The organism is Vibrio sp. Vb1755 (assembly GCF_033338635.1).
GTDB lineage: Bacteria > Pseudomonadota > Gammaproteobacteria > Enterobacterales > Vibrionaceae > Vibrio > Vibrio alginolyticus.
The window spans coordinates 1-25,219 of record NZ_JAWOTA010000001.1 but is presented as its reverse complement, the minus strand read 5'-3'; the positions used below and the strand labels follow the sequence as shown (position 1 = coordinate 25,219).

Annotated in this window: 26 protein-coding genes; 4 read left to right on the top strand and 22 right to left on the bottom strand. The window is 44.5% G+C overall.

The features are described 5' to 3' along the window. The first annotated feature begins 211 nt into the window (after positions 1 to 211). Positions 212 to 2,377, top strand: coding sequence for a S9 family peptidase (locus tag R7E00_RS00130; protein ID WP_262606181.1), 2,166 nt, complete (start codon positions 212 to 214; stop codon positions 2,375 to 2,377). A 218-nt stretch (positions 2,378 to 2,595) separates the two neighbouring features. On the opposite strand, the gene R7E00_RS00125 is transcribed toward R7E00_RS00130, so the two are convergent. The 19 genes from R7E00_RS00125 to R7E00_RS00035 all read right to left on the bottom strand — a co-directional run bounded on the left by R7E00_RS00125 (position 2,596) and on the right by R7E00_RS00035 (position 19,679). Beyond that, positions 2,596 to 3,645, bottom strand: a complete 1,050-nt coding sequence (locus R7E00_RS00125; protein ID WP_005374238.1) for a porin — start codon at positions 3,643 to 3,645, stop codon at positions 2,596 to 2,598. A gap of 215 nt (positions 3,646 to 3,860) precedes the next feature. After that, the gene (locus R7E00_RS00120) at positions 3,861 to 4,730 is read right to left on the bottom strand and encodes a metal ABC transporter solute-binding protein, Zn/Mn family (protein WP_005374240.1); all 870 of its coding nucleotides are present in this window, start codon (positions 4,728 to 4,730) and stop codon (positions 3,861 to 3,863) included. Positions 4,731 to 4,752: 22 nt separating this feature from the next. Then, complete coding sequence (locus R7E00_RS00115) at positions 4,753 to 5,628, bottom strand: metal ABC transporter permease (RefSeq protein ID WP_005374244.1); 876 nt, start codon at positions 5,626 to 5,628, stop codon at positions 4,753 to 4,755. After that, positions 5,628 to 6,356: a metal ABC transporter ATP-binding protein gene (locus R7E00_RS00110; RefSeq protein WP_005374248.1), complete on the bottom strand. Its 729-nt coding sequence runs from the start codon at positions 6,354 to 6,356 to the stop codon at positions 5,628 to 5,630. Before R7E00_RS00110 ends, R7E00_RS00115 begins: the two co-directional genes overlap by 1 nt. Further along, positions 6,356 to 7,282 carry a metal ABC transporter solute-binding protein, Zn/Mn family gene (locus R7E00_RS00105; protein WP_005374249.1) on the bottom strand — a complete coding sequence of 309 codons (927 nt, stop codon included), beginning with the start codon at positions 7,280 to 7,282 and terminating at the stop codon, positions 6,356 to 6,358. Before R7E00_RS00105 ends, R7E00_RS00110 begins: the two co-directional genes overlap by 1 nt. A gap of 22 nt (positions 7,283 to 7,304) precedes the next feature. Continuing rightward, a complete protein-coding gene (locus R7E00_RS00100; RefSeq protein WP_005374250.1) occupies positions 7,305 to 7,856 on the bottom strand; it encodes a DUF6162 family protein in 552 nt (183 codons plus the stop codon). Further along, positions 7,853 to 8,173, bottom strand: a complete 321-nt coding sequence (locus R7E00_RS00095; RefSeq protein ID WP_005374251.1) for a hypothetical protein — start codon at positions 8,171 to 8,173, stop codon at positions 7,853 to 7,855. The genes R7E00_RS00100 and R7E00_RS00095 overlap by 4 nt, the downstream gene beginning before the upstream one ends. Before the next feature lie 42 nt (positions 8,174 to 8,215). Continuing rightward, on the bottom strand, positions 8,216 to 9,046 hold the full coding sequence (locus R7E00_RS00090) for a DUF4198 domain-containing protein (protein WP_005374252.1): 831 nt from the start codon (positions 9,044 to 9,046) through the stop codon (positions 8,216 to 8,218). 15 nt (positions 9,047 to 9,061) lie between these two features. Next, positions 9,062 to 9,601 carry a DUF2271 domain-containing protein gene (locus tag R7E00_RS00085; RefSeq protein ID WP_017635538.1) on the bottom strand — a complete coding sequence of 180 codons (540 nt, stop codon included), beginning with the start codon at positions 9,599 to 9,601 and terminating at the stop codon, positions 9,062 to 9,064. A 21-nt stretch (positions 9,602 to 9,622) separates the two neighbouring features. Next, positions 9,623 to 10,252 (bottom strand): PepSY-associated TM helix domain-containing protein, encoded by a 630-nt coding sequence (locus R7E00_RS00080; RefSeq protein WP_262606182.1) that lies wholly within the window; start codon positions 10,250 to 10,252, stop codon positions 9,623 to 9,625. A 133-nt stretch (positions 10,253 to 10,385) separates the two neighbouring features. Beyond that, positions 10,386 to 11,558, bottom strand: coding sequence for a tetratricopeptide repeat protein (locus R7E00_RS00075; protein ID WP_017635539.1), 1,173 nt, complete (start codon positions 11,556 to 11,558; stop codon positions 10,386 to 10,388). Beyond that, positions 11,555 to 12,175, bottom strand: coding sequence for an energy transducer TonB (locus R7E00_RS00070; RefSeq protein WP_005374256.1), 621 nt, complete (start codon positions 12,173 to 12,175; stop codon positions 11,555 to 11,557). Before R7E00_RS00070 ends, R7E00_RS00075 begins: the two co-directional genes overlap by 4 nt. After that, positions 12,175 to 12,579 carry an ExbD/TolR family protein gene (locus R7E00_RS00065; protein ID WP_005374257.1) on the bottom strand — a complete coding sequence of 135 codons (405 nt, stop codon included), beginning with the start codon at positions 12,577 to 12,579 and terminating at the stop codon, positions 12,175 to 12,177. Before R7E00_RS00065 ends, R7E00_RS00070 begins: the two co-directional genes overlap by 1 nt. After that, entirely contained in the window at positions 12,576 to 13,130 is a 555-nt protein-coding gene (locus R7E00_RS00060) for a MotA/TolQ/ExbB proton channel family protein (RefSeq protein WP_017635540.1), read from the bottom strand. The genes R7E00_RS00065 and R7E00_RS00060 overlap by 4 nt, the downstream gene beginning before the upstream one ends. After that, the gene (locus R7E00_RS00055) at positions 13,130 to 14,497 is read right to left on the bottom strand and encodes a MotA/TolQ/ExbB proton channel family protein (protein ID WP_085569257.1); all 1,368 of its coding nucleotides are present in this window, start codon (positions 14,495 to 14,497) and stop codon (positions 13,130 to 13,132) included. Before R7E00_RS00055 ends, R7E00_RS00060 begins: the two co-directional genes overlap by 1 nt. Continuing rightward, positions 14,498 to 15,265, bottom strand: a complete 768-nt coding sequence (locus R7E00_RS00050) for a DUF3450 domain-containing protein (RefSeq protein WP_085569258.1) — start codon at positions 15,263 to 15,265, stop codon at positions 14,498 to 14,500. A gap of 74 nt (positions 15,266 to 15,339) precedes the next feature. Further along, a complete protein-coding gene (locus R7E00_RS00045) occupies positions 15,340 to 17,433 on the bottom strand; it encodes a TonB-dependent siderophore receptor (RefSeq protein WP_161440718.1) in 2,094 nt (697 codons plus the stop codon). A 207-nt stretch (positions 17,434 to 17,640) separates the two neighbouring features. Next, positions 17,641 to 19,014 (bottom strand): sensor histidine kinase, encoded by a 1,374-nt coding sequence (locus R7E00_RS00040; RefSeq protein WP_017819704.1) that lies wholly within the window; start codon positions 19,012 to 19,014, stop codon positions 17,641 to 17,643. Continuing rightward, a complete protein-coding gene (locus tag R7E00_RS00035) occupies positions 19,014 to 19,679 on the bottom strand; it encodes a response regulator transcription factor (protein WP_005386018.1) in 666 nt (221 codons plus the stop codon). The genes R7E00_RS00040 and R7E00_RS00035 overlap by 1 nt, the downstream gene beginning before the upstream one ends. Before the next feature lie 230 nt (positions 19,680 to 19,909). Between R7E00_RS00035 and R7E00_RS00030 the strand changes: the two genes are divergently transcribed. After that, complete coding sequence (locus tag R7E00_RS00030; protein ID WP_017819703.1) at positions 19,910 to 20,620, top strand: glycerophosphodiester phosphodiesterase family protein; 711 nt, start codon at positions 19,910 to 19,912, stop codon at positions 20,618 to 20,620. A 35-nt stretch (positions 20,621 to 20,655) separates the two neighbouring features. Here R7E00_RS00030 and R7E00_RS00025 read toward each other — a convergent pair whose 3' ends face one another. Next, positions 20,656 to 21,138 (bottom strand): L,D-transpeptidase family protein, encoded by a 483-nt coding sequence (locus R7E00_RS00025; RefSeq protein ID WP_005374271.1) that lies wholly within the window; start codon positions 21,136 to 21,138, stop codon positions 20,656 to 20,658. A 241-nt stretch (positions 21,139 to 21,379) separates the two neighbouring features. On the opposite strand from R7E00_RS00025, the gene R7E00_RS00020 reads away from it, so the two are divergent. Together R7E00_RS00020 and R7E00_RS00015 are read left to right on the top strand one after the other, a co-directional pair. After that, the gene (locus tag R7E00_RS00020) at positions 21,380 to 22,375 is read left to right on the top strand and encodes a 2-hydroxyacid dehydrogenase (RefSeq protein WP_053350830.1); all 996 of its coding nucleotides are present in this window, start codon (positions 21,380 to 21,382) and stop codon (positions 22,373 to 22,375) included. Positions 22,376 to 22,460: 85 nt separating this feature from the next. Further along, a complete protein-coding gene (locus tag R7E00_RS00015) occupies positions 22,461 to 22,817 on the top strand; it encodes a YibL family ribosome-associated protein (protein WP_005374274.1) in 357 nt (118 codons plus the stop codon). A gap of 157 nt (positions 22,818 to 22,974) precedes the next feature. Here R7E00_RS00015 and R7E00_RS00010 read toward each other — a convergent pair whose 3' ends face one another. Next, on the bottom strand, positions 22,975 to 24,006 hold the full coding sequence (locus R7E00_RS00010; RefSeq protein ID WP_005393521.1) for a hypothetical protein: 1,032 nt from the start codon (positions 24,004 to 24,006) through the stop codon (positions 22,975 to 22,977). Positions 24,007 to 24,109: 103 nt separating this feature from the next. Further along, the gene (locus tag R7E00_RS00005) at positions 24,110 to 24,871 is read right to left on the bottom strand and encodes a hypothetical protein (protein WP_047102845.1); all 762 of its coding nucleotides are present in this window, start codon (positions 24,869 to 24,871) and stop codon (positions 24,110 to 24,112) included. Positions 24,872 to 25,219: the final 348 nt, after the last annotated feature.

Below are 25,219 nucleotides of genomic sequence, written 5' to 3'. Positions count from 1 at the left end.
ACTTTCGAATTGATATTTGTTAAAAATAACAGCTGCTTACACAATGTGTTTTCAGCTTCCTTCAAATTGAGTAGCCAACTCGAAAATATTGAGGATTCTCACTTTTTCGGCATACCCCATAACAAAGAATGGACAACTGAAAACCACTAACAAAATGAAAGCCCAGCCCTCAGGATGAGGCCACTTGGGTGTACAATAAGGATAAAATCAGATGCGTTTCACTTTAACTACGTTGGCCGTCTCGGTCGCGCTTGTCGCCGGATGCAGCAATCAAGGAATCCCCAGCATGACTCAATACTCCCAAACACAGATCGTTGCTCAACAAACTCAAGCTCCGGTTGCGAAAAAAGTCCCTCACGCGATGACTATTCATGGCGATACCCGCGTTGATAACTACTACTGGATGCGTGACGACGAACGTAAAGACCCTGAAATTTTACAGCACCTAGAGAAAGAAAATCAGTACGCAGAAACCGTTCTAAAGCACACTGAAACATTTCAAGATACGCTATTTGAAGAAATTAAAGGGCGTATCGCAAAAGACGACAACTCAGTACCGGTTCGTAAAGGCAACTACTTCTACTCCAGTGAAGTGACCGGAGATAACGAGTACGAAGTCCATTTGCGAGCTAAAGACTTTGCAGGCAAAGACAAACAAATCATTTTAGATGTCAATGAACTAGCAAAAGAACATGAATTTTTCAGTATCGGCGGCCTATACGTTAGTCCGAATGAAAACTTATTGGCGTATGGCGAAGACACATTAAGCCGCCGCGTGTACACCCTTAAGATCAAAGACCTGACAACAGGCAATTACCTACAAGATGAAATCGAAGGGGCCTCAAGCGCTGTCGCATGGCAGAACGATAACAACGCCTTTTACTACATCAAAAAAGATCCTCAGACCTTATTGGGCTACCAAGTTTATCGTCATGTATTGGGCACACCACAAAGCAACGATGAGCTGATTTTTGAGGAAACCGACAGCGCCTATTACACCTCACTAAGCAAAAGCAAAGATGGCGAAGATATTTATATCTGGCATTCGAGTACAGAAACCAGTGGGGTCTCTATCATTGATGCGAACAACCCTAAAGCAAAGGCGAAACCGTTCTATCCTCGCGAAGATGGCATTGAATACAGTATTTCTAAGCTAGGCGATTGGTACTACATTTATACTAACTATCAAGCCGTCAACTTCCGTTTGATGAAAGTTCATCAAAATGACATACATGACCGCTCTAAATGGCAAGATGTGATTGCCGCAGACGACAACACTCAACTTGTCGACTTCGAGTTATTCGATGATCACATCGTCTATGAGCAGCGCTCTAACGGCCTAGCAAGCGTCACTGTACGTCAGCTTTCAACAGGAAAAGAATTCCCCCTCACATTTAATGACGATGCGTTTGCTGCCTATTTGACAGGTAACCTAGAGCTGGATAACGAGAAAGTTCGTATTTATTACAGCAGTTTAACCACTCCAGGAACCTACTACGATTTCGATCTAACAACGGGCGGGTCAGAAATCATGAAGCAAACACCTGTACTTGGTGATTTTAATCCTGACAATTACCAATCAGAACGCATCATGCTCACAGCCCGTGACGGTAAAGAAGTACCCGTTTCTTTGGTGTATCGTAAAGACTTATTTAAGAAAGATGGTACGAATCCACTCTACCAATATGGTTATGGGTCTTATGGCGCAACCATTGAGCCAACTTTCCGCTCGACACGTTTGAGTCTATTGGATCGCGGCTTTGTTTACGCCATTGCTCATATTCGTGGATCTGAAATGCTTGGCCGCCCTTGGTATGAAGACGGTAAAAAACTAACCAAGCAAAACACATTCAACGACTTTATTGATGTGACTAAAGGTTTGGTTGAACAAGGCTACGGCGCGAAAGATAAAGTCTTCGCTGTTGGTGGCTCTGCAGGAGGTCTCTTAATGGGGGCTATCATCAACCAAGCACCAGAACTGTACCGCGGTATCGGTGCACATGTTCCGTTTGTGGACGTGGTAACCACCATGCTCGATGAATCGATTCCATTGACCACCAATGAGTATGATGAATGGGGTAACCCAAATAACAAAACATACTATGACTATATGTTGAGTTACTCGCCTTACGACAACATCAAGGCGCAAAACTACCCGAACATGTTGGTAACGACTGGCTTGCACGACTCTCAAGTACAGTACTTTGAACCAATGAAGTGGGTCGCCAAACTTCGTGAAATGAAGACAGACGATAACGTCTTGTTGTTCAAAACCGATATGGAAGCCGGACACGGCGGCGCATCTGGTCGATTTAAGCGCTTAAAAGAAGATGCGCTAGAGTATGCCTTCTTCCTCGATTTACTCGATAAAAAATAAGCGTATTAATAGAACTGCATCTCTTCTAACAACAAAAATGCCCGCAAGTTGCGGGCATTTTTTATAGACGCACTCTCTAAACAAAGAGTGGGGTTACCTAAGCACAGAATGACTAGCGTCTCTTATAGCCAAAGGATAGCAGAAAGAAAAACGCCTACTCACAACGAGTAGGCGTTAACACAATAAATGTGTTTAGGCAGTAGAAACTGGCCTATTTATTAGAAGTAGTAACGAGCACCTAGAGTCCAGTAGTCGTTCTCTTCATTGTTGTAGTCGTTACCTAGGTCAAACTGGTAACCAGCGAAAGTAACGAATGCAGGAGTTACTGCGTACTCTGCTTGTAGCGCAGTTTCGCTTGAAACTGTCTTGTTGTCTTTGTCGTCTTCTACACCTTCGTAGTTAACGCTGAACGTCCAATTGTTGACTCCGTACGCTAGTAGGCCCTCAATCTGAGTAGTTTCTTCACGCATCTCGTAGAAGTATTCGTTCATGCCGTATACAACAGCTGCGTACAGACCAGAGCCATACTCACCGTAATTTACAGAAACAAGGTGTGATTCAGCAGTTTTAGTACCTAGACCAGAATTCTCAACATCACCGCCGCTGTATACGTAGCCTAGACCAAAGCCCGCAACAGAGCCGCTCAGTGCGATTTGACCACGTTGGTCATACTTGCTGCCTTTAGAAACGTATTCTGGAAGACCTGTGTTAGGGTTTTGTTGTAATGATAGGCCTCTATCATCATTTTCACCTTGCCAACCAAGACCTAGGTTGAAAGCAAAACCTTCGCCAAACTCAAAGCTTTTACGGTAGCTGATCATTTTTTCAGCACGACCAGTACCTAGATTGTTGTGATTGTCGTACAAAAAGTCGTTCGCGAACGCGATTGGTAGATCCGCAACGCCAGCGACATCGTAGTACGGAGACCACTGTGTACCTCCCACTAAACGGCCAAACTGCTGGTGGGTCGCGCCGATGTAGCCCAAACGAGTTGAAAACGACTGGCTACCACCATTTAGGTAGTTAAGTGCCCATTCGCCTTTAGCGTCGATAGTGATACCGTTGCCAATGTCTTTCTTGCCCGCAACATTGATACGTGGAGACACTTGGTGAACTTTTACTTCTTCTTCGAAATACTCACCCACGCCAACTGAAACGTGACCGCCGATCGATAAAGATGTACCATCGCTGTTGTAAACTTCTGCTGCGAAGGCCTGTGAACCACATGCTAGTGCCGCCACTGCAACGGCTAGAGTTTTCATTTTCATTGTTAACATCCGTATAGTTGTTTGTACCGGTTCGCTTAGAAACAGATTAAATCCGAATCAATCGCAACGAACACATAACAAAGTAGTAATGAAATAGAAATGAAACAAACACTTTCTTATGCAACCAGTGGTATCAATGCTCACATTTTGAGCTTAATCACAAAAAAATAGGGAACTTTTCACTCCCCATCATAAAATCTGTGGCTTTTTACGTGTCACATCTCCCAACGTGCGAGTGGCTTCTCAGTTTTGATACCGTTACTGCCCCAGCGGTCAATAACATCAATTTGCAGTATGCGGCTCGGTTTAATAAGCGATGTCAAGGTTTTCGACGGTCGTTTATCCGTCACTAACCATAGCGTTTTATCTTGTTCAAACTGAGCTTTTAAAGATAATTTGTCTTCTTCTGTCCACTCAAGTTCCGGCTTAAATTCGCGCCCAACCACAAACAATTGGTTGCCAGAGGCAAAGTCCTCTAATGACTCACTCATCAGTACCACTGAATCGATGCCTTTATCGAAGATCTCTGCCTGTTGTTGGTTGATCAGTTCACGCACATTGAGCATAAGAGCCTGTTGATTCGTTTGAATCGCCTTTTGGTGTTCAGGATATACACGTTGTAGATCCTCTCCAACAATGCCCGCCATTCGGATTAAGTTTGTAGGGTTCAGCCATGCGTACTTCGATGTTGACCCGTTTTCCAATGTCAGAACTGCAACTCCTTGAGCTCTAGGAGAAATGGCCTGCGATGCATCGATTTCAATCAAGTGAATGTTGCCCTGTCGAGCGTAAACATAAGTCGGGTCTTGTTTCCAAATCGCACCAAGAGTAATAGCAACCGTCGCGGCTTGACCCGCTTGCTTAACTTGCTCTGTACCTTTATTTGCGAACCAGTTCTCAAGACGCTCAACGCCGTAACGCTTTGGAGGCAGATACTGAGTCTCTATCCCTGTACCTTTCATGAGTTGCTCAGACAACATGTACGTGACGGGAGTGCTGGTTAAAATGTCTTTGGCGCTTGCCAACGATGGAAGTGTTGTCGCTATAACCAAACCAAAAGTTATCGCTAATTTTTTTATCTTCATGTTCATTACTTTATAAAAAGGGTTACGCTTTTTGGATAATTCGGTAAACCGTTGCTGTTAGGAAAAATGCCGCAGAAACAATGATGATGGATGCGCCTGATGGCACTGGTAGCTCAAGCTCCATCGGCAGTATGGTTCCTATTAAACACGCAATGGTTGCCAATAAAGAAGAAAGGAGAACAAAACTGCCCATGCGTTTAGTCAATAACCTAGCCGTTGCACCAGGAATCAGTAGCAATGCACCAACCAATACCGCGCCAATAATCTTTACCGCGGCGATGGTGACCAAGGTGATCATCATGACAAATAAGTAATCATAAAAGCTGGTATTAAAGCCGCGTACACGTGCAATATCCGGGCTGATACAAGTTAGCAAAATGCGGTTAAACGTTGGAATAAGAAGCAGTAATATGATCAAACAACTGATCGCTAAAATAAGGATATCGTTGTCCGTCACAGTCAAGATCGAGCCAAACAACACGTTCTCCAACATGTGAATGTTGATCTTACGAGCAACGTACATTAACAGCGCAGCACCAACCGCTAACGCTAATGCAAGAAAAACCCCAACCAGTGTGTCGTAAGGTACATTCGTACGATTACGAACAAAGTGAAGCAACAGCGCAAAAATCATACAAAAGCTAAACAATCCGATGATCGGATTCTCTGGCGGCTCACCGAGCAACACACCAATCGCGATTCCGGTAAGCGCAGCATGCCCAACCGCTTCAGAGAAAAAAGCCAGTCGCTTGGCGATGACTAATGTACCAAGACCACCAAGTAATGGTCCTAATATCAGCGCTGCCACAATTGCGTTTACCATGAAGGCATAAGAAAAGCTATCGCTTAACCATCCAGCTTCAACGCCGCTAACCGCTAACTCTCGCAACCAATCCATTATGCAGCCTCCACTTTTGCTGTGTAGTGCTTGAATAATGTTTCTATACGATCAGGGCTTAGCACATCTGAATGGTGACCTGACGCCACAATTTGACGATTTACGACATGGACCTGCGCATCTAAACGGCGCACGGCGGTCACGTCATGATGTACTGCCACCACCGTTTTGCCTTCTCCAACAACTTCATGAATCAAACCTTCAAGATATCGAACACCTTGCTCATCCATGCCAGTTGTAGGTTCGTCTAAAACCAATAAATTGGGCTCATCCAGTAAAGCTTGCGCAAACAAAACACGCTGTTGCTCACCGCCAGAGAGTTGCCCCATACGACGGTCGCTACGCGTTGCCATACCCACGCGATCCAGCTGGGCCAGGGCATGTTGAGTTTGTTTCGTTTTACGTCGCCAAAATAGAGGGATACGAGTTTGGTTAAGCAGTACAAAATCCATCACGGTTAACGGGAGGCTTGCTTCAAACATCGCTTTTTGTGGCACATACCCTATCTTCCCCGATGCAGCTGATGGTTCTGGCCAATTGAGCGCTATGTTTCCCGAAAATGGCGTGAGTCCAAGTACCGAACGAAGCAAAGAGGTTTTACCACCGCCGTTCGGTCCCATAATCACGTGACATTTCGCGTTCTCGAATTCGGCGCTGATGTTCTGCAAAATGATATTGTCGGCGTATTTTAGGCCCACGTTACTTAAGGAAACGGAAGGTCCAGTCATCACGCCTTTTCCCCTGCTCGCTTACTCGCCACAAATTTCATGGCTTCGATTAGTGTTTCCACATTATCTCGCATCTCAACCTCGACTTTATCAGCCTCATACTCACCGTGAGTCATGTGAGAAAAGCGATAAAGCTGCACCCCGGTCGCCTCTTCGATGGTATCAACAAAGCGATTCGGCATATTGAGCTCATAAAACAGAACATCAATGCCCGATTCACGAATTTTCTCTATCGTTTCCTGTAGCTGACTTGCACTTGGTTCTACACCATGAGCAGGCTCAATGACAGCGGCAACGTCAACACCAAACTCCTGAAGGATATATCCGTAAGCATTGTGGGTTGTCGCCACCTTCATACCAGCCGTGTCCAACTCACCAAGAGACAACATTGCATCACGCTTCATCAGGCGAAATGTTTTCGCGTATTTACGAGCATTTTGGCGATAGAACGTAGCATTGTCTGGGTCCAATTGGCTTAGCTCACTCGCGATGGTGTAAACCTTTTGAATGGTTGTTGATAGACCGACAAAGGTGTGAGGGTTCACTGCTCCTTGACCAACAGACTGCCCCATAGCGGGCAATAAAGGCACTTCTTTGTTCGCTTCTATAACCACGAGATCATCACGCTGAGAAGCCTTGATCACTTTCAGTGCAAAATCGTCATGACCAATACCATTGATCACTATTACGTCCATTTCATTTAAGCGCTTAAGATCATTAGGTTGTGGCAAATAGTTGTGAGGATTAAAACCAGCATCAACCAAAGGAACGATGTCCGCCTTCTCACCAACAACGGCTTTAACATAGCTGTAATAAGGTTGAAGCGTAATACCAATACTGAGTTTATCGGCAGCAAAGCCAGTAGAAGACACCGTCAATAACGCGGTGGCTGTAAGAATACGACGTAAAAGAGAGCGTTTGATCATAGTACTTATCAATTATGTTGTCTTAATGGGCGTGAGAATGAGAGGAAGAGTCTGACAGAACGATTTGTTTCCACCCGAAATCGTGGCGTTTAGCTAGATCGCTTAGTCCCTCCACATTTAACGAACGGCTAGAATCATTAAACCAAATATCAGCTTGAGAACTGCGGCTATCCAACAGCATGGAAGCAGAGCCTTGGGCACTGGTCTTCACGCCAATGTAGACACCGTCATCAATTCGTTGCCACTGATGAGAACCTTTACGCTTCCAGTTTTGGTCTTTCACGAACGGAGCAATCCAAAGCACCTCCATATCAGAGATCTCAGGCCAAGTTCCGGTATCTAACTGCAAATCACGAATCTCTTCATGAGCGAGCTTAAGCTCAGCGATCAACCCCAACTCATTTTGATGTAAATCCGTGATTAACACTTGATGAGACTGCATGTCTGGCTTTTCAGTCGCGACCTGATGGTAGGGCATAAGTATGGCTGCTGAACTGAGAATTGCTGCGATTGTCAGTGCGACCCACTTTCCTTCTCGGTTACCATCATCAGGGCGAACTTTCTGTACACTCATTTCTCTTTCAGCTCAACGATATCCACTTCCACCGGGCTTTCATGTCCGGCATCAAATACCAAATAGAAATCTGTTTCAGGGTGAGTAAATTCTGCGATGGAACGCTTATCTGTTTTTTCTTTGGCGATCAGATTGTCGTCGTAATCGTACATTTCGACATCGTAGTCGACCGCTGTCGATCCATCCGAGTAGCCCGCTTCACAAATCACTTTATCTTGCGCCAAGTGACAGCTCATCAGAGGAAAATGTGCAGCAGCGTGAAAGGACGCAAATCCAGAAAAAAGCAAAACCGCTTTTAGAAGAGAAGTGTTATTCATGATAATTCCAAAATGGCCCAGCAATTGCTGAGCCTAATTCGATTAGTTAAGTTGAGTTTCAAACGTAAGGTGAACATTGGCACTCGCTTTATCCGCCAATGGATTATCTTTTAATTCACCTTTGTAGTTCGCTTTCATTAAGTAGCGCCCGGCGACTTCTGGCGTGAAGATCACTTTGCCATCTTTATCGCTCACCACATCGATTTGTTCTTGATGGTTTCGGTACATGGTACCTTCACGTGTAATCTCAGCAGTAACGCCCTCTTGTGGCTCTCCGTTAAAGAAAAACTGGAAAGTCACAGGCTCACCTTCAATGATGTCCGATGGATGCGTGATCGGTTTCATCTCCAGCATTTTGCCTTCAATCTCCAACGCTTTGTCCGTTGGCATACCAACCGTAATGTAGCTTTCTGCTCGGGTGTAACTTAGTTGAGTAACCACATCACGCGCTTGCTCAGGAAGCACGTCACCACGCTCAGCTTTGTTTGCTCGCGCCCATTTCACCGTATCACGACGGCCCGCTTTGTATTGTGTGTAGTAGCTCGGCTGATTATTAATCGCGACTTTGTGCGTGCCTTCTTCTGTAAAAAAGAAATCAAACATAGAGCGACGCTTGCCACGAACAACAAAGTTAGGACGCTCAGAGCGACCATCCGGCATCACCACAAATGCCTGATCACTACCCGCAGGCTTATCAAAAACAAACGTTCCGTGAGAGGCAGTAACATCAAATGTCAGCCAGTCACCGCCTTCTTTAGAAACCGTAAAGTGAGAGGGCAGAACCCAACGTGGATGTGCTTGTGCGGTGGTGGTTACAGCCAATCCCATTGCCATTACACTCGCCAATGCCACTGCTTTCATTTTGGTTTTCATTGTTGTGTCCTTTAATCACTTAACTTGATAATTGACGGTGATGACACCCGTCTCTTGTGTTGGTTTAAGCTCATAGCGCACGTCACTGTCCGCTAGCGTTATTTTTTGACGTAAGTAGTTTCGCCCACCGTGTTCACGAACGACCTCGACGTACAACGTGTAATTTCCTTGTTCCAAACGCTCCCCTGCGTCATTGGTTCCATCCCAGACAAAGCGGTATTGACCAGCAGGACGTGTTGCAGAAGTCACCGCATCAACAAGTTCACGATCATAACGACCCGCTTTTCTCCACCAGCTGCGTAGATCTTTTAACCATTCGTCTTTCCCTACCCATAACTGGATGGTTTTAACCGGTTTACGCTGATCGTTTTCAACCCAAACCGCCACATAAGGGCGTGCATACATTGAGGTATCTATCTTTGGAAGTTCGAGTTCGAAGTCGACCTTCGCGTTATCTGGTAGAGGCGCCGCGGAAAGAGAGAAAGGAGTAAAAGCCGCGATCAAAGCGGCTTTACAAAAGTGATTACGGCGGAAAAATCTTCCTGTGTTCAACATAAGTGTTCTCTAAAAAAGCTGTTATGGAACAGCAACAAAATAAATTACGAGCGACAGTAACGTACCAAAGCTCATCCATTGCATTGACGTTCTGAGCGTCTTCTTCTTAGGCAGTAACAAGCACACGCCTGTAAGAACAAAAAACACCATCAAAAGCGCAGTGACGTCGATAAACCACTTCCAAATCCCACCACTGTTGCGTCCTTTATGTAGATCGTTCAGCAGCGCAACAATACCGTAGTGCGTCGTTTCGACGTCTGCTGCACCAGTAGTCATATCAATAAAGACCGTAGCGTTATAACCCGGGCCTTTAAAATCCATAGAAAGCTCTCCGAGTAACAACTCACCTTGCTCAACTTCGGTATACACATCTAGTGCGGAGGGAGTGCCGCGAAGCTCGGTTTCTTTAGTCAAGAAAGCCACCAGCCCTTCACGATTAGGTTGAAAGGTATCTGAATGTGAGAATAAAACTGAGTGCGGAACCGTCAGAGTATGTTGTTGAATGATAGGTTCGCTGCGTTCAAACAATTCGGGGCGATTGAGGGTAATACCAGTTACTGAAAAAAACAGCGTAACTAAGAGAAGAGCCATCGAAATATAGATATGTAGGCGGCGAGCCCAAGTTTGAACACCTTTGCTTTTAAGCAACATAGAAACAATCATCACCAATAAATGTGGGGCATAATTTAGGTGATAATCATTCGTATTGGCATTTAATTTACATTGTTTACTTTAAACAAAAAAATACCCGAGACTGAGCTCGGGTATTTAATAAAAATGTTCGCTATGAGTTCTGCGTCGATTCTACTTTGCGTAGCTGTGATAGATACTTAACCCAACTCTTTGCCTGATTCGATGGCTTAATCTCATTCGCTCTTTTGGCATTAGCGAGCGCATCGTCAAACCGCTTAAGTTTGTAGTAAGCGCGAGTTTTGATAAGTGCAACATCCGCTTTACGACCTCTGACCTTATCGAGCGCGGCAATGGCATCTTTATAATGGCCTTCTTGCACCAACAGTTGAGAATAGTTCCAGTAATACTGCCTATCTAGCTGAGCTGCAATACGCCAGCTATCAATAGACTCTTCCCACTCTTTTGCCATTTGCCAATACGTTGCTTGCTGAGCTTTTAGCTTACTATTCGAGTTTACATCCTCTAGCTCGTTCATCACCAACGCAGCTCTCTCAGGAATACCTCGTTTCGCGTACAATTGTGCCAGCAGCTTTAAGTCATCTTGGCTAAGTTGTAACCCTTTCAGTTTTGCCAACGCCAAAGAGTCTAGGGCACGTTTGTTGTCATCAACCCGTAGGTATAGAGCAACAAGCTGACGCCACCATTCAATTCGCTCAGGTTCAATCACGATTAAGCGTTTGATGGTCGAGATTGCCGGCTTCCACTTTTTCAGTTCTAGCTCAGCAGAAAGCTTTATCGACAATGCGCCAAGCTTGTCTGGCTGACCAAATTTCTCATAACGAGCCATTGCTGAAAGCACTTTTTGCCACTGACTCAGTTGATAATGAGATTGGGAAATACGCAGCCATAGCTCATGCGCTTTTTGACCTTTAGGAATGTTTTTGCTCAAGGCATAGTAATGAGGTAAAGCCTTAGAAAAACGTTGCTCGTTCAGCAGTATATCAGCCAACATTTTTCGGGTTTGCCATGCTTGCTCATCTTGTAGCAAACCACTATTGACTGCCAACTCAAGTTGCTTAATCGCCGCTTGAGTTTGCTCGTTCTGCCAGTAAAAAATACCCAACATTCGAGCGACATAAGCTTGGTCATATCCACGAGAAAGCTCCATAGCTTCAAGAGATGAAATCGCTTCTTTCAGTTTCTCTTCTTGAGCCAAATTATGTGCTCGTTGAACTCTCGCTGCGGTGTATTGGCTTAACTCACTGGCAATGGTTGAGAGTGCACTCAGGCTTAATACCGTACCGATTAAGAATTTTTTCATCATTTGGCTAACTTGAACTCCACTTTAGCGGTTTGTCCGAACTGCTCAATTGACACACCATCCTCAACTTTTGGCTGATACTTCCATTTTTTAAGCGCACGGATTGCTTCCCTTTCAAACATGCGCTCGGGCTCAGCCTCGATCACTTCAATATCTTTTGGTCGTCCAGTTGCATCGATCGTGAAACGCATAATGACATAACCTTCCACTCTACGTTTCAGCGCCTTACTTGGATAGCGAGGATCAACACGATACAACGGCAGTGCTTGCTGGTTGCCCATTGTTCCCTTCAAGTTTGGTGCACTAATCGCGATGCCTTCAAGGGCAGTGTTTAAACCTAAAGCACTGACTGGCGTCATCTGACTCATTGGTTCCATTTGAGTGTCAGCTTGAGACAGATCCATTGGCTCCGGCGCTTGAGGTGGTTCTGGTTGCTCCGGCACTGAACGTTGACGACGCTGCACGTCTGCTTCATTCTCTACCATCACCATATCAAAACGAACGGCTTCTGAAGCTTCTGGCGCACGCTGGTTGCCTTTATCAACCATCCACGCCATAAAGCTAAACAAGCTCACAGAAATTAACAGTGATGCTGGTAGTGCAAGTAACAGCCTGCCCATTAAGGTTTCTCCGCCGCCAATGCAATGTTCTTCACACCTGCCGCCTTTGCAGCGTCCATCACTTTCACGACAGTGCCATTGTAAGCATGCTCGTCAGCTTGGATAACTAACGAAGCATCAGGCTGATCAAGTAACAGGTGCTCAATAGAGGCCTCAACACGCTCAATATCAACCACTCGTTTGTCGATGTACACATCATTCGCTGCCGTTACTGCGATAAAAATGCCCGCGTCTTTTTGGCTTACTACATTAGAAGCCTGAGGGCGATTCACTTCTACACCGGATTCACGTACAAACGAACTGGTCACAATGAAGAAGATCAACATGATGAAGACGATATCAAGCATCGAGGTTAAATCGACTTGAGCTTCATCTTGTTGGTTAGGTCTGCGTCCGAGTCTCACTTTTGACTCCTTAAAGATTGTTCTAACTGGATAGCTTTTCGTTCACACACTTTGCTAAGGCGAGCATGAATAAACATGCCCGCAAGCGCTGCTACCATACCCGCCATGGTTGGCAGCGTAGCAAGTGAGATACCAGAAGCCATCAATTTCGGATTGCTGCTGCCTTGCGATGCCATTACGTCAAACACCGTAATCATGCCTGTCACCGTCCCTAACAACCCTAGCATTGGGCAAACCGCCACAAGTAGCTTAATAGTCGATAGGTTTTGGCGCAGTTCGATTTGCGCTTTTGCAATCCATCCTTCACGAATTTGATGCGCGTACCAAGAGTGGTGCTCTGATCTTGCTTGCCACTGCTCACAAAGCTGTTTTTTTACCCCAGGGAAAACCGTTGTGAGATAAATAACTCGCTCCATAACCAACAGCCAGCACACCGCCACGACGGCGGCCAACCACCATAGGATTTGACCACCTTGCTGCATAAAGCTCATCAAGGTTGTGGCCCAATCCTCACTGATCAAACCCAATGTGCTGAGTAGGATCTGCTCCATTACGCTGCGTTCTCCGCTAAGGTGTTAGAATGGCTTTTGTTACTCGGCATATCACGCTCAGCTTGTTCTGCAACTAAACCGATGCCTTGTTTTTCTAAGATACTGCGAATATTTTCTGCTTGAGAGCTCAATACGTTGTGCGCTAATAGCAAAGGCATGGCTGAAACAAGGCCAAGTACGGTAGTCACAAGTGCCATTGAAATACCACCCGCCATTACTTTCGGATCACCATTACCAAATTGAGTGATGACCTGGAAGGTTTCGATCATACCCGTTACCGTGCCTAGTAGGCCAAGCATAGGAGCTAGAGCTGCAAGAAGCTTAAGCATCGACAACCCTTTTTCTAGGTGGGTTTGCTCATCAACAACAGCTTCCAAAAGACGTAGTTCTAACGCTTCTACGCTGCGATGCTTGTCTTTCTGGTATACCGCTAGCACGCGACCCAAAGGGTTGTCTCCTGGCTGCGCTGGGGTTTTCAGTTGCTTCATGATTTTCTGGCGCGAAATCATCAGTGATGCACCACGTACGAGCGCAATCAATAGGCCGATAGCCAATAAACCAAGGATGATTTTACCGACAACGCCACCCGCATTTAGGCGATCAGCCAAAGTCGGTGAGTTTGCAAGCTGTTCAAGAAGAATGCCACGTGACGGATCAATGACAAGTGCATCAATGTCACCAGAGGAAATAGTATTCGCTGTTGGACCGTTCTCAGGCTGACGAAGATAGTTTACCGCGTCTCCGCGTTGACCATTCCACTTAACGTAGCCAGTCTTATCCAGCAGCGCCATAGAACCAAGACGAACACCATTAACCGTTTGTTCACGACCTTCGCCATTTAGCAGTGTGAAAGAGACGTTTGCCATTTCACCGCTTGCTTTGATTTGTTCTTCCATGCTGCGCCACATCGCCTGAAGTTGGGTCAACGTTGGCAGTGATTTAGCCGCAACAATAGCATCGATATCTTTCTGATATGAGTTTGCATCAACACCGGTTACTGAGCTTTTTAGCTCAGACTCTAGCTCTTTTGCGTTCTGGCGAACGACGCCAAATAACTCACCTAGGCTCCCGGTTTCTAGACGCAACTTTTCTTCTAGCTGTGCCAGTTCTGCTTCATTTTCACCGAAGGTAACACTTAATGAGTCCGCTTCTGCTTGAAGAGCAGCCCGCTCTGCCACCAATTTATTCTTTATAGTCTGTAGCTCTTGCTCTGTTTGCTTAAAACCTGATTCACGCGCGACATTGTGCGATTGCTGTTGACGATTTTCTTGCTGCGCCTTTTGTAACAACGCATCACTAGCAAAAGTTGTATGAGGCATTAATGCGGCTGTCGAGATTAATGCAACCGATAACCATTTTTTCATCATTTATTTGCCCTCCGCAGCGGTTAACGACACTGGCAGAGTTAACATGCTCGGCGCGATCTGTTTATTCGCCATAGCGAACGCTTTGTCTAGCTCTGATTTTTGCTCAGAACCCACTTGTTGCCATGCGTGTTGTTGCTGCGACCAGCTCCAAAATGTGTCACCAGATAAGCTACGCGCTACCAAAGACAAACGGCCTAAATAGAGAATGTCCGCCTCCACAACTTCATTGTCACCCAGGTTAATCTTGCCTTGGTAAACGCCAAGCTTGGTGCCGTAATCCATTTCAATTTGGTACGCTTCTAAAATACGACGAAACTTCTCTGCATCCGCAACGTCTGCACGCGTCATCATGGAATCCAGCTTTGCAATTCGCTCCTCACGTTGCGCTTTGCGTATAGGCTTGTCGTTAGCGACGAGCACTTTTAAGCCCTCAAGCATGTGATACATCAAAGGCACGACACCTTGACGAGTTTGAGCAATCTGCTCAATTTGCTCGTTCAAGCTATCAACTTCTTGATTTTGACTTTCAACAAGGCTTGCAAGATGATCGCGATAAATCTTCAAGTTACCGACTTCCTCTTGCAGCTGCTCAATTTCAGCTTCTAGAGTAAGTGATTTTTCTGCGCTTGCATCAATACGTTTTTGGCTTACCGCCGACGACTGGTTTGTTTTACTCTGCACAGCTTGTGCATCGTTTAAGTTCGCCGCGTGAGCGGGAATCAAAACCGATGATATCAACAGAGCGATACTTGATTTCATTAGATTCATACGAGTTATATTTCTGTGTTCCAAAAACGACCAAAGGGGAAGACTACCCTTCCCCTTTAATAATCAAATTGTTATCAGTACTTGAACTGGATTGTTGCCATGTAGTTGCGGCTTTCTCCAACCACAACCCCACTCGCACCTTTTTGCTCGCCATTCGTGCTACCACCACCTGCGAAGTAGTCAGTATCGAATAAGTTTTCGACATTGAATCGAGCAATAATATCCAAGTTCTCATCGTACTTATGTTTGTATGACACGCCCATATCAACGCGAGCGTAGCCATCTTTCTTGAAGGTGTTCTTTGCATCACCGTAGCGATCACCTTCATAAATCAAACCAAGGTTTAAGTTAGTGTTGTCTTGAACCTTGTAGCTAGACCATAGACTTGCCGAGAACTCTGGCACGTCTACAGGGCGGTTACCTTCATATCTTTCTGCCTTCTTAAGCTCTGCATCCAAATACATTGCAGAAGCGGTTAGCGACAACTCTGGGGTCACAAAACCTTGAGCCATTAACTCAGCGCCTTTGTGAACTTGCTCACCACCTTGCGTTTTCTTGTGTAGGAGATTGCCGCCCGCATCTTTGCCGCTTTCAACATCCAGCGAGATGTTCTCTAACGTGATATCAAACACAGCACCAGATACAAATAAACGCTGATCAAACAGTTCCCACTTCGTACCGATTTCATAAGAGATACCACGCTCAGCGTCGAGTTTCTCACCTTCATTGATGTAGGTACGACTACCGTTGCTGACTTCACCTTGAGGCATGAAGCTTTCAGAATACTGAACGTAAACCGAGCCATTCGTCGATGGGTGGAATATCACACCTAACTTTGGAGAAACTTGGTTTTCGGTCAGTTCATCATCACGCTTTTCGTCATAACGAACACCTGCAAGCACTTGCCAGTAATCATTAATCGTCATCATATTTTGCGCGTAGATACCCCAAGTATCGTACTCAGCTGTTGGTGATTTCCTCGAACTACTATAGCTAGGCTTAGGCACCGTTTCTCCTGGCGCAATACTCGCCTCATTATGAAATGCCATAAAGCGATCATAACTGTAATCTAAGTAGTTAGCGCCCACTAACAACGTGTTTTCCGTACCGAACAAAGTAAAGTCCGTCGTCACATCTATATATGCAGTATCAAATACCCAATTATCGGAGCGATCGTTGCCTCGATGCTTAATCGTATTTAACTCTTCATACTGATCAAACTTAGGGTAAGACTCTACATCAAAACGCTTAAAGTCTTGGCGGTTGTAACCTGCTTTTACGTTCACGTTATCCGTGACTTGCGCATTAATATCGACACCGTAGTTTTCTACTTCGTTATCAATTTCAGACCACTGCGCATCCCAAATGTACTTATCACCGCGAACCGCTTTGCCATCAACAATGTATGCGCCAGAGTCCACGCTACCGTCGTCTTTCGTGCGATCGTAATGAGCCGATACCATAAAGTTGTCTGTGATATCGTACTCAACCACTAGGCCAGCTACCGTACGATCTGTTTTAGGCTCAGTGCCATCACCGTACCTGCGCCAAGAGCCGTAGCTTTCTTTGGCAAAAATTGCGCGCGCTCGCAGTGTCTCTGCATCATTTAGCGCGCCACTCACATCAAGCACAGTGCGTGAGTGATCATTCGAACCTAGATCTTGACTCAAACTTGCTTGTGTTTGAGTTGTTGGTTTTTTCGAAACCATGTTTACCAAACCACCCGGCTCAGATTTACCGTATAGCAGACCTGATGGACCTTTAAGCACTTCAACACGCTCTAAAAGCTCAATTGGCTGACGGTAGTGTGACCAGTGTTGACGACCATCACGAAGAAAACCGTCTGAACTGCTAAGTTCAAAACCACGTAGAGAGAAACGTTCGCGGTTACGGCTTGTACCACCCGCGCTAACACTTGCATCGTTACGTAGCACTTCACCAAGTGTACTTGCACGCTGCTCATCAATTACCGTTTCATCGATAACCGCTACTTGTCCCGGCGTTTCCAGCTGCGTCATTTCCATGCGCATTGCTGTACTGTTTGTATCTGCCTTGTAGCCGAACTCTCGACCTTCTACAACTACATGTTCGTCTGTTTGAACTTCCGCCACTGCAGGTGTTGCTAACACTGCACCGATCACTAACGCCAAATGGCTCTTAGTAAACATATCCTTTCACTCCGATTATTATTTTTCGGGTCACATACTTGTTGAATGCGATTCCCTCTTAATTATTTCGCGGGTGAATATAAGTGATAAGTATTACCATTTGCATTAAATTTACATTCTTTGCATTTGCAAACTTTTGTAAAGTACTCTCTGATGATGCGCCATGACAATGTGACATTAATCACAAAAATTACGACTTAATCATACTTATTGCTTGAACACTAAAGTAACCCTCAAACCGCCTTGCTCACGGTTTTTCGCCGTGACTGCTCCACCCATAATACGCATGGATTCTTTGACAATCGCAAGACCTAAACCGTAGCCACCAAGCTTTTTATCTCTAGAAGCATCTAAGCGTGTAAACGGATCAAAAATATCGACCAGCTTGTTCTCTGGAATACCAGGCCCATCATCAGATACTGACATGGTGGTGAACTGCTGCCCTTCTTTGACATAATTTTCCAGAGAAACTTCTATCTGAGATGCTGGTCCTGAATATTTAATGGCATTACCAATAAGATTGTTCAAACAACGAATGACCAGCGTTTCTTCACAAATGGCTTTAGCACATACAGCTTCTGAGCGGAAAGACAACGTCTGTTCTGACTTCAAATCTATTTTGCAACGTTCTACTTGCGGGGAGAGCAAAACTTCTAAATCACAGCGTTTCGTGGCTTTGTCGAAGCGCGCATTTTCCAAGCGACTGAACTCCAATATATCGCTGATCAAATGGTTTAGCTCTTTTGCTTCATCTTCTAGCCTTGCCACTAGGCTTTGCTCACTTTCTCCAACACGCTTTCGCAAAAGATGCAGAACCAAGTTCTGCCTCGCTAACGGCGTTCTCAATTCGTGAGAGACATCTCTTATAAGCAGTCGCTGCTTTTCAGCGAGAGAATGAATCTGTTGCGTCATGTGATCGAAATCTTGCGCTAACTCGTTAAACTCACGCGTGCTCGACTTCAGCTCTTTCACGACACTGACATTAAAATCGCCATTAGATAGCTTTTTGCTTGCTTCTCTCAATCGATCCAATGGTTGCTGTAAGTTACGTGCCATTAGCAGCGAAAAGAGCGCCAAAATAACCACTGCAATCACGACTTTGAGAATAGAGAAATACAGAATGAAGTCATTTGCAGGGTGCAGTCGATGTGGCAATTGAATCACTAAAGTATTGCCATGAACTAAAGGAATATTGATGATGGGGCGATTCACTTTCCCCTCAAGTTGATCATCAATGCTTCTCTTAAATTGAAGTTTGAACTCGAAGTGCGGATGCATCAGACGGTGCGTAACTGGTTGCTGATGTTCATTCAACACAAATAAATAAAAGTTTTGCGCATTTGCCCAGTCAGCAAGTTCGTCCATGTCTCCGTGCTCAATCAATACATTGGCTTGATGTGCAAGGTCTAGCATTTCTTCTCGCACACTATCGGGCACTTTCAACATGGCTTTCACCAGAGCTTGTTCCGCTAAGGATTGCACGACCAAAATACTAATGACAATTGCGGTCATGCAACTAAATAACTTGAACGCTAAGCTGTCTTTACGTTTTGCAATAAAAGGTGGACACCGGAGCTTCATTAACGGTTTACAGCCTCTAAATAACTGTAACCTTTGCCACGGAAGGTTTTGATATGTTGCTTGGAAAGCCCCGCTTCAACTAACTTGCGACGTATGTTACTGATGTGCATATCAAGGTTGCGATCAAAAGGACTCAGCTCTTTCTTTAACACTTCAGTTTGAAGCTCTGCTTTTGAAATCACGACTCCTTGGTTTTTTACCAAGTAGCTCAATAGTTCAGCTTCCGTACTTGTGAGGGGTAAGCTATTAAGCTGGTCGCTGATCGTTTGAACGGTACTACACATCGTCTGACGTTGACGTTCCAAGCCAACACGACGAAGAATCGCTTTGATGCGCATTAGAAGCTCAGCGACATTAAAGGGCTTTCCGATATACTGATCGGCCCCCGCTTGGTAACCATCAAGCATCGAGTTTTCATCGTTGAGAGCGGTAAGCATTAGAATAGGTGTCGCGAAGCGCTGACAGATCCTACGAGCAACTTGCATGCCGTTAAGGTTTGGTAACATGACATCAAGCAATACAAGATCTACAGGCGTTTTTTCCATATATTGCAGCGCACTTTCACCGCAATGCACAGAAGATACGATGTAGCCCTCCTCTTGCAAAACCGCTTCTAACAGCTCACACAAAGGAACGTCATCATCGACTATCAAAACTCGTGACATTACCACTCACCATTCAAATAAAAATGGTTCGCATTTTATTACTCATTTACCAATTAAACAACTACACACTCTAAGGCTTTAAGTCCACAGGACTCAGTCCAAGAAGCAGCAACGTACTATTAGAGTTTAATGTTCACTTGTACTAAAGGTTCCTAACAATATGCACCTAGATATATCTTCATAGAAAAAACGAGTACAATCAGGCAACCGCAAAGCAAAAGATAAAGCGAATGGAAACGTTATTAATTGGTCACCGTGGCGTGGCAGGTTCATACCCTGAGAATACAAAAATAAGCATTCAGGCAGCCATTGACCTGGGGTTGAAGTGGGTGGAAGTGGATATACAGCCTACCAAAGATAATGTTTTAGTGGTTTGCCATGATCATACCGTCAATCGATGCAGCAATGGACAAGGGCGTGTTGATGAGCTCACCCTGGAAGACTTAAAAGCATTAGATTTCGGTAGTTGGTTTAGCACAGACTTTTCAGGCGAGAAGATCGTGACACTAGATGAACTGCTCACTTTAGCTACTGAGAATAAGCTTAACTTGAATATCGAAGTTAAAGTAGACAACCATCCAGCGGAAGAAGTGGCGCAGACTCTCGCCAATGCGTTAACAAAAAGTCCAATGCCGCAAGAGAATGTACTCCTATCGAGCTTTAGTCATGACGTCATTAGAGCGATGCACAAATACTGCAGTGGCTACCGATTGGGTGTGTTAAGTGAATTCTTTACGAGAAAAGATAAACGCCTTTTGGAAGAAGTTAGTGCCTATAGCTGCAACCTAAATATTAACTGGGTTCGTACTCGCCAGATAAACAAACTCCAACAAGCCGGTTACAAAGTGATGTGCTATACGGTGAACAATCCAAATAAACTGAAATACCTGCCTCAGTTAGACGGTATTTTTAGTGATCATCCACAGCGCTTTATGCCATAGCCTATAAGAGCCAGAACATTAAAGGGGACCTTTTGTTACCACTCAATCTGAATTGGTGTCCCCATCTCGACAAGCTGGATAAATTCGTCCATCTCCTCGTTGGTAATCGCAATACACCCATTAGTCCAATCAAAACTTTGGATGTAAATCGGCAACTGACTCTCACCGTTTTTTAAGCCATGAATTTTGATGTTCCCTCCAGGGGACACACCTCGGCGCTTCGCTTCCAACGTATCAATCGCATCAGGGTAACTGATATGCACAGAACGATAAAAAGCAGAGTCCTCTATAACATAATCTAGAGTGTATTCGCCCTCCGGCGTGCGATTGTCTCCCTCTTCTTGTTTATGTCCTTGCGGGTTCGCTCCTAAAGCAATTCGGTATTCTTTTAGCACTGCTCCTTGTTCCATCAAATACATTCGACGCTTAGACTTGTCGACTTTAACGAGGTCAACAGCTGCGTGAGTGCCCGAAGCAAACACACAACACAAGAACATAGAGAACCATTTTACTGACATTGTCGTAACGCCTAAGCTAATAAAGTGAACAAGAAAAGAGCGATAATGCTAGTCAGTTAATGCTCGTAAAGCAAACAGTATCTAATGCGGAACCGTAAGATAGCACTCGCTGAAAGGCGTTCTTCTTATCGTTATTTGATACAACAAAGTCAAAAAGAAGATTTCTCTATTCATTGCGGCTAAGTTGCATTACTTTATAAGCATATTTATTTATAAAGTCCGTACTTTTTGAGAGGGAACCATGATTAACATTGCTTTTTTTAGTGCAAAATCCTACGACGAAGCCTCTTTTAATAAAATTAAAAATAACCGCGATTTTGAATTTCACTATCACGACTTCCGACTAACCGAAAAAACAGCCAAGATGGCGCACGGCAGTGATGTTGTATGTGCGTTCGTTAATGATGATCTTTCAGCTCCTGTCCTTAAACAGCTTTCTCTGGGCGGGACCAAACTTATTGCTATGCGCTGCGCGGGATTTGATAAAGTTGATCAACAAGCAGCCAAAGAACTAGGTTTACAAGTGGTTCGAGTTCCTGCTTACTCACCAGAAGCAGTGGCAGAGCACACGGTTGGTTTAATGATGTGCCTAAACCGCCGTCTTCACAAGGCCTACCAACGCACACGTGACGCCAACTTCTCGCTAGAGGGTCTTGTTGGCTTTAACTTTTACGGAAAAACTGTTGGTGTTATTGGTACGGGTAAGATTGGTATCGCGACGATGCGTATCTTCAAAGGGCTTGGCATGGAGCTGCTTTGCTACGACCCCTACGAAAACCCATTAGCGCTAGAAATGGGAGCCCGTTACTGTTCGCTTGAAGAAATCTACGCTAATGCGGATGTTATCTCTCTCCATTGTCCAATGAGTGAAGAAAACTATCACTTATTGAACGAAAAAGCCTTCGCGCAAATGAAAGATGGTGTAATGATCATTAACACCAGTCGAGGCGAGTTGCTAGATTCACTAGCGGCGATAGAAGCGTTGAAACAAGGTAAGATTGGTGCGCTTGGCCTAGACGTGTATGACAATGAAAAAGACTTATTCTTCCAAGATAAATCTAACGATGTCATTGTAGATGATGTTTTCCGCCGTTTATCGGCTTGTCATAACGTGCTGTTTACTGGCCACCAAGCATTCTTGACTCACGAAGCACTTAATAATATTGCCTCTGTGACGCTTGATAACGTCGAAGCCTTTTTCTCTGGTAACGTATCGGGCAATGAACTGATTAACTAAAGCCAGACAATCGAGAAGTATAGTAGAGCGTGTGATCTCAGCTATGCTATACTTCTCGACTATTTAAAATTTGAGCCAAATTACCATGAGCATAAAAACTGATATTCAAAAGCTGCACAACCGTTTAGATACATGCCAACGTAAACTTGATGCGGCACGTTCTCGTGGTGATCACGAAATGATTACAAAGTTCACGGATGAAGTAGAACAGCTTACCAAAAAGCTTAACCAGTTAAAGCACAAGCAAAACTATGAGCTGAACAAAGAACGTAAAAGCTTACTTGATATGCCTTTCTCTCGTGAAATCACCAAAGCAGAACAAGCGGACATCGGCAAACTGAAAAAACGCGTACGCGGCTTAGTAATCGTTCACCCATTAACAAAAGTTGGTAAAGAACTTCGCCTTGATGTGATGACAGGCTTTGCGCCAAAAGAGTTTTAAAACTCGCATTAACATTTATGGAGCCCAAGCATTTGCTTGGGCTTTTTATTTTGTACTGCTTCATTAAATTTCATCGAAATATCAACCCATAAGCTCTTAAAAAGGCCAGCGACAAAAGCCACTGACCAAATTCAAAATGCCAGTCTGCATTACTCGCCTACGACAGTTGCTGCAACTTGTGCTCCACAACGGGGTCATTCGGAACTAACTGCTGAGCCACTTCCAAAAGTTGTACTGCATCTTGCGGATTGTCATGCTCATGCTTCATCGCAATATCAACAAGTGGCTGAATATCGATTTGCGCTTGATGCTCCTTCACATGTTCTTTCTTTTCTTCAATTAACACATTATGAGCGGTACTCAGTAAGTTCAAACGATGCTGTGAACTCGCATTCGCCTTGTTAAGGCACTGATAGTAATCTTCTTTTAATCGCAGCGTTTTGGTCTGATGACGAAACTGCGCTATATCTATCTTCTGATAACGTATAAAGTCTACAGCCACTTGCTTATAAAAACCGAATTTATTCAAATACGTCGCGTGGGTACCATGTCCCATCCCGAAGACTCTTAAGTGAGTGAGCTCTGGGTAGCGTTTGGCGTGAAGGCGGTCGATTTCATTAGTTGGATCATAAATGATGTAGCCTTTTGCATCGCCAAGGTCAAGGTCGTGATACTTTCCTTCCCAATCAAATTGTTGGGCTAGTTCAGTACTTGGCCTATCATCCCATGGCACCAAAACTTTGTTTTTTGTGCTGACCGGGTGAAACATCAATACTTGATCCAACTTTAATAGATTGGAAAAGGCACCAATAGCAAAACCACCGCGGCTAAGCCCATAACCTAAACGACATTCAAAAGGCTCAAGTAAAGTTGATAGCTGCTCTAGAAAGAAAATCAAATTACGGCTGCGAAACCAGTTACTTTTCCCAAGATGCTGAAATGAAATAATATTTACTTTTTGTTTCTGGGCTAAGCGATAGCCCCAAGGCGCAAAGTCTGAGTGTAAGTCCTGTACTTGTAGATTCGTACCAGCAGGGGAAAAGGTGAACAACAACGGTTTATTGCGGTCGACAAACTCATACTTAACAAATACATCATCAAGTAAGTCCTCCCCGGACATCGGTAGCCTGGTTTGCTGTTCTTCACGAGAAAGAGCCAGCCATTCATCCAACCAGTACAGTAACTTCATTAATCCTCCATCTAAATTGCGCCTAGCAATTGTGTTAAAAATCTAGTTTTTAGTGTGTGATCATCTCCCCCTGGTTACAGGGGACTCTGATATCAGTCCTCTTTTAAAACAAAGCGTGAATTTGCTTATTAAATTGGTCAATATCTAAGGTTTGATGGCGAACAAACTCCTGCGCCACCAGATTAAAAAATTCTAATTTATCTAATTGTGTGGATTGAGTGCCGTGTCCCATACCGACGACTTTTAAATGGGTAAGCTCTGGATAACGTTCAGCATGAAGACGATCAATGCGATTGGATGGGTCATAAATAATATAACCTTTGGCATTGCCCAAATCTCGATCATGGTAGCCGCTTTCCCAAGCAAACTGCTGAGCAAGCTCAGTACTCGGCCGATCATCCCAAGGCACTAACGCTTTATTTTTAGTGCTAACAGGATAAAACAACAAAAGATGTTCTAGTTTCAGCAAGTTAGCGAACGCGCCAATTGCAAAGCCACCTCGACTTTGCCCATAACCCAAACGACATTTGAAGGGATGAAGCAACTCAGATAGCTGATCCAGAAAGAAAATCAAATTCCGACTACGGAACCAATTACTTTGTCCTAAATGTTGAAAGGCAATAATGTTTACTTGTTGTTGTATTCCGAGCTCGTAGCCCCAAGGAGAAAAATCCGGAGTTAAATCTTGTACCTGCACATCAGTACCGGAAGGAGAAAATGTAAACAACAATGGCTTGTTAAGATCGACGAGTTCATACTTCACAAACACATCATCAAGTAAATCGTAGCCAGAGATAGGTAAAGCCATCTCTTGTTCTTGTTGAGTAAGAGCTTGCCATTCATCTAACCAGTAAAGTAGCTTCATTTTTTCTCCAAGTGCATCCGCAGTATTTAGACTGGAACTCTATCAAAATGCGTTTAAGCATCCCACGTTGAGACTTAAGAAAGCTCTATTTGAAGCCCAAATGAGACGTATGGAAATGTCTTCGATTGAAGGTATTACTGCGTAAACTAAACCCAAAGTAGGTACGCAAAAACTTGGAGAAAGAGCTAGAGAAAAATCAATTAGAAGTTTCGATAACAGCGGTTAAAAAACAGCAGATACAAAAAAACCGCTGTAAGAACAGCGGTTTTTTTAAAAGTGGCGGAGAGATAGGGATTTGAACCCTAGATACGCTATTAACGTATGCCGGTTTTCAAGACCGGTGCTTTC